Annotated in this window: 1 protein-coding gene; it reads right to left on the bottom strand. The window is 60.2% G+C overall.

Translation table 11 applies throughout. From position 1 onward, the window contains the following. Window positions 1-5845, bottom strand: a 5845-nt coding sequence (locus KPG66_RS17440) for a hemagglutinin repeat-containing protein (protein ID WP_237071689.1), incomplete at its 3' end; no start/stop codon positions are given. Between the last annotated feature and the right edge of the window lie 7 nt (window positions 5846-5852).

The raw sequence follows: 5852 nt of genomic DNA, 5'->3' as shown, positions 1-5852 counted from the left end.
GCGTTTGAACCCCGAGCGTCACGCCGCTTTGCCGCATCGCATGTTGTCCGCTATGGTGCTGTTCATCGGTTGCGCTCTGCAGCTTCACCGTCTTCGCCGTGCCCACCACGTCTTTCGCGGCGATTAGATCGCTGCCTTTCATAAGCAGTTCGCTGCCCACATCGATCGTCACGTTGCCCTTGACCGAACCGACCACGCTGCCGTGATGCGTGAGCGACGATGACTGCGCCTGGTCCGATTGCCTGCGCGAGCCGATCGTCACGGCCAGTTCGCCTCCGGACAGTAGGCCCGATTCCTTCTTGTCATAGTAGCTCGACGACTGCGCCCCGTCCTGCGAGGTCGTAATGTTGACATCACGACCCGCCTGCAACTTCATATCATGCGAGCCGACCACATTGCTGCCCATGATATTGACGTCCCGGCCACTTGCCACCGTCACGCCGTCGGCTGAAATCGTGCTGCCTTGACTGTAAGCCGCCGTCTGATCAATGCCGCTCGCCGCCTGGGATCCGCTCACGACATTGCTATGACTATGCGTCTCGTGCGAATTCAACACGTGCGTTTCAGTCGCCGCGCCCACGTTCACGTCTCCGGCCGCCAGCAGGTTCGCACGACCCTTGTCTAGACTGATCGCACTGCCGCTGACCGTGATGTCCTGACCCGACACGATATTGACGGTGTTGCCACCCTTGAGTGTCGTGCCCGTGAGTGTTTGACTCAACGTATGCCGCGTCTCCGCGTAGCTGCCATGACTGTCGCTGCCCGAGCTGTTGCTGTTCGTGGTCGTTGTCGCGCTCGCCGAGCCGAGTGACACGTCCCCCTTGGCGACAAGGTTGCCGCCTTGCCCGAGGTCGATCTGCGCACCCTTCGCCGTGAGGTCGCCGCCAACGTTGATATTGGACATACCGCCGACCTTGACCGAGCTACCGACCACGCTGTTGATGTCCGTGTTCGATACACCATTCGCACGCTGTACGATTTTGTGCTCGCCAATCTGCTGCGCGCCGAGCGTCCAGTGACCGCCGATATCGGTACTGAGATCGCCGCCAACCACAAGATTGCCCGCATGCTGCTGGACATCCCCACCGGTCACGATGCTCGCATCGCCCGTTACCTCCAGTTTTGTGGTCGGTCCCAGCCTCGTCGTGACACGCGTCGCGCCGTCACGGCTCACCTGATGCGTCGTCTTCGTCGCGGTATCGAGAACCAGATCTTTCCCCGCCTCCAGTTGCAAGCTGCCGGCCTTCACGTTGGCCGACGTCAGGTCGATCTTGCCCTCGGTCGTGAGCGACATCAGGCCGCCGCTTTGCAGCGTGCCGAACGCGTTGTCGATTTGCTTGCCCTGAATGGCGAGCGTATGCTCTGCCTTGACGGTGCCACTGTTCGTGAACGACTGCACATTTTGCAGATCGATATTTGTCGCGGTAATCAGCGGGCCATCCATGTTTTGCTGGCTAGTCTTCGCCAAATACACGACCGGCACCAGAACCGACTGACCGTCGACCACGCGCGTCTCCATCATCACCACGTTGCCCGTCAGCTTCGACACCTGTTCGGCTGACAAGCTCACGCCAATCGGCAAATCAAGCGACTTGGACAACTCCGCACCGGCGGCCATCAGAGACTGGTACATCGACTGCACATCCGTGTGCGGACCGAGCACCGCCTTGCCCGTGAGCGCCGTGACCTGATTGCGCACCAGTTGCTGTTCGTAGAACCCATCGCCGAGACGTTTCACGAGGGGCGTAAGATCGACGCCGATCTGCTTGAAAAAGTAATCGCTCGAAATGAAATGCTTGTGGTTCGTGAACGCGGGGTTCGTCTCGATCACATAGCTTGGGTTCGGTGCGAGATTCGGTCTGAACAAGCCGCCTTGTGGAATCGTCAGGTTGTTCAGCACGTTTAGCGCCGTGGCACTCGCGATGATTGGATCGACGATCGTCGATACGTTGCCCCGTACTGGCATCCCCGGCAATTTCGTCCCGCTCACGCTGCCGTTGAGCGAGCCGATCTCCGGCCCTGACACCGGCTGGCCGGGAGGCAGACCAAGCGACGGAGTCGATGCGTTGCCCCCCGGGTTCTTGATGCTCACGCCCGTGCCAGAAATCGTGCCGTTGGCCCCCCAGGTCGCGTCGTAACCCGGCAGCCTGTAATCCTTGATGTCAGCAGGTGCCGCTTGCGTATAGCCTCCCGGACGGCCAGTGACGAACGGCGCATCGCCAAACGGCAACTGCCAGTTGTGTTCACTGTTGTCGTAGTTGTTGTAATGATACTGCCCCGAGTACCTCACTCTGACCATCGGCGCCTGCTGGCCAGTGGCGGCCCAGCCATCCATGTCCAGGTGGGTGGGTTGCTGGATATCGCCGACTACCGCCACATTGTTCCAATAGTTTTGCAGCAGGCCAACTGCCGACGCGTCGAGGGCTCCACCCGAGATGATCTGTCCGGCTGGGCTGATGTCCGTCACAGTGTTCGCGACCGCCTTGCCCTCGTAGGTCGTGTACTGATATGTGCTGTTCCACTGGCCGCCATGCGGCGGCTCGATGAATGCGCCGCCAATCATGTTCGCCATCTCCGGCGTGGGCTTGTCGACCCAAGGAACACTGTGACCGTAGCAGGCCTCCATATAAATCGCTGTGCAGCCTTGCATGCTGATGTTGTGTCGCGCTAGCAAGGCCGGGTCAACGTTTTCGGTGAAGCCCGATGTCCTCATCACGCGGCGCGTGTTCAGGACCCTGTCGGCATGCAACTGCATTGGGCCACCGGACTCGATCCGCGCGGACTGGTTGTTGATTAGCGCAGCTCTCGTGTAATGACCATTGGCATCCTTGCCCCCGGCCAACACGACCTTGCCCATGCCGACGATTCCCGTTTGTGCCATCGTGTCAATGGCCGTCGTGTCGTCGCGGTTCTCGATGTCGCGCGCGAGAATTTCCAGCAGGCCTTGGCTGTCCGAGGCGCCCATCAGTGCCGTCGGCCCCAGATTGGACACCGTACCGTGCGCCTGAATCGTCGCACTGCCGCCAACCAGCGTTCCGGTATTGGTCAGATGACCCGAATGCGTACGAAGCAAACTACCCGCCGAGATCGAACCAGAGTTGACGATATTGCCTGCATTGACGCTCAGATTGTGGACCAATTGCAGGTTCGCGTGGTTCGTGAACGTCCCCGGCAACGTGAAGGTCAGGCCGTGACCGACATTGAACTGCGTGTCGGAGGCCACCGTGTAATCGCCTTGCAGATGCAACGTTGCATCGTTGGCCGCGCCGTATGTGCCGCCGCCTTGCAGCGTGGCCGCCGCTACCGTTAGGTTGCGCGTTGAGCTAATCGAGCCATCCGTGTTCGTCACTGCGCCAGTCATTGTCACGTCCACGTCGCCGTTCGAGTTGGCGAGATTACCGATTTTGCCGCCACGATTGTCCAGCGTGGCCCCTTGAACGTGGAGCGTCGCGCCACTCAGTTGGCCACCTTGCGTGTTGACAATCGACGCCGCACTTACCGTCACATCGCCGTTGCCCGTAATCTTGCCCATGTCGGCAACACCGCCCGCATGGCTGTTGACGATTTGGTTTGTACCTCGCACGGTCATGTTGCCCGTACCAAGATCGTTGATCAAACCGTCAGTATTGTCGATCGACGCGGATTGAATCTCGAGCGTACTCGTATCGCCGGGCGTCAATTGGCCCGCCTGAATATGGCCGGCCTGATTCACAAGCGCGCCTTCATTCGTCAACGACAGGGACATGTCCGAATGCAGCAGTCCTTGCGTATTATTGACATCGCCCTTGATCGTGGCAATGATGCCGTGTTGGGCCGACACGACCCCTTGTACGTTGTTTAGGTCGCCGGCTTCAATAAGCACCTGGCCCGTGCTCTCGATCCGGCCCGATGTATTGTCCAGAGGGCCTGCGCTGTGACCCGGCGCCACCGTCAGCGTCCCTGTGCCGGCATGCGTAATCGTGCCCCCTGAATTGATCAGCTCAGCGGGAGCGAGCGTTAGCTCATGGCTGTTGGTCTTGAGCGTGCCGCCATTCGAGTTGTCGATCTTGCCGCTTACCTCAACGGTCATCGGAGACGCTTGCCATTGCGCGATTTTGCCGCCGCGGTTCGTAAGGTCCGCCGCCTTCAATGTAAGCTGGTTGGCTTCAAGCGTCCCTTCGTCGTTATCCAGCGTTGAATCGACCGTCAGGCTTAGATGGGGTGCGCCAATCGAACCACCGCGATTCGACAGCGTGGTGCTATGAAGGATCGCTGCCCCCGCGCTTGTCTTCAATGTGCCGTTGTCGCTCGTCAACGTGCCGCCGAGCGTCGCGTTGAGTCCGGTTTGGCCGACCAGGGACCCCGACGTATTGTTGAAAGTGTTCGTTTGGACGACGATCTGGCCGTTGCTGTCGATCTTACCACTGACGTTCGAAATCGAGCCTGCGCCATTGCCGAGCGTGAGCGTGCCGTTGCCTGCGTGATAAAGCGTACCGCCGTCATTAATCAACGCCGCGGGGGCAAGTTTCAGATCCGTGCTGTTGGTCTTGAGCGTGCCGTCGTTCGAGTTGTCGAGTGTGCCGCTAATGTTGATGGCGATCGGATCGAATCCGGTCTGCGTTATGGAGCCACCGCGATTGAGCAAGTCGGTCCCGTTCAACGACAACCGATCTGCCTCTACGGTCCCGGACCGATTGTCCAGCGTCGTTGCGTTCAATGTGGCCGCCTGTCCTACGATCGTGCCGCCGGCATTATAAAGACGCGAACCCGCATCAACCGTGACGTTCTGAGCGGCCTTCAGCAGCCCGTTGCCATTGCCAACAAACTGCTGTCCGATCACGCGCAGATTCGCCTTGCTCGACATCGTGCCCTGATTGGCGACAATTCCTCCTTGCACCGTCACGTCGCCGTTGCCACTGATCACACCGCCTTGCGCGCCGTTCGCCGCCGTGCCCGCTGTGTTCGTCAACTGGCCACTCGTCGTGACGGACAGGCTGTCACGGTTGAGCGACGTCACTCGACCGCCAGAATTGTCCAGCGATGCGCCGTCTACAGTCATGTGGCTGGCGCTCTCGATGATGCCTTGCTGGTTCAAGATTGCCCCGCCGTGCACCTCGACCGTACTTTGCGACAGCAGCTCGCCGCTCTGATTGGCAACTTGTCCGCCTGTCTTCACTAACAGCGGGCCTTGCGCCGAGATTTTGCCGCTTTGGTTCGATACGCTGCCGCCCATCAGCGTCACGTCCGCGCCGCTCGACAGCTTGCCGTGGTCGTTAATTAATGCGCCCGATGCGCTCGCCTTGATCCCGCCTTGCGCGCTCGTCGTCGCGGCCGATAGATTTAGGTCGCCCGCGTTAGCGTTCAACGTCAGGCCGCCATTTGCGATGGTAAGGCTACCCGCAAGATTCACGTTGCTGCCCGTCAGGAACACGTTGCTGCCCGCCAGGGACACATCGCTGCCCATCAGAGGCATGTCGCTACCCATTAGGGACACGCTGCTGCCTGCGCCGTGCTTGCCAGTCACGCTCAACAGCCCTGTCGCCGTCACTTGCAGGTCACCGGATTGGCCCATTGAGCCGTCGCCATTTACGCCCGCGCCGAGCGTACCAGTCGAATGGACACTGCCAGCGTTCACCGTGACATCCTTCTGAGCCGTCAGCATTCCGCTGTGGACAAGGTCGGCGCACGTATTTACAGATAGGTACTGTCGGCTATCGATCGTGCCGCGATTATCGATCCCGCCAGCGGCCGATAGCCCGATATTGCCGCTCGCCTGCGTCTTGCCCGTCAACACCAGGCGGCCTTCGCTCGTCAGCGTCAAATCACCGGCCTGCGCGCTAATCTCACCCGCGCTGTGCACCCCCACACCGTAT

Origin of the sequence: Mycetohabitans sp. B2 (assembly GCF_021733735.1) — a bacterium.
Classification (GTDB): Bacteria; Pseudomonadota; Gammaproteobacteria; order Burkholderiales; family Burkholderiaceae; genus Mycetohabitans; species Mycetohabitans rhizoxinica.
The sequence above is the reverse complement of the archived record's forward strand: the minus strand, read 5'-3'. Positions and strand labels throughout refer to the sequence as shown.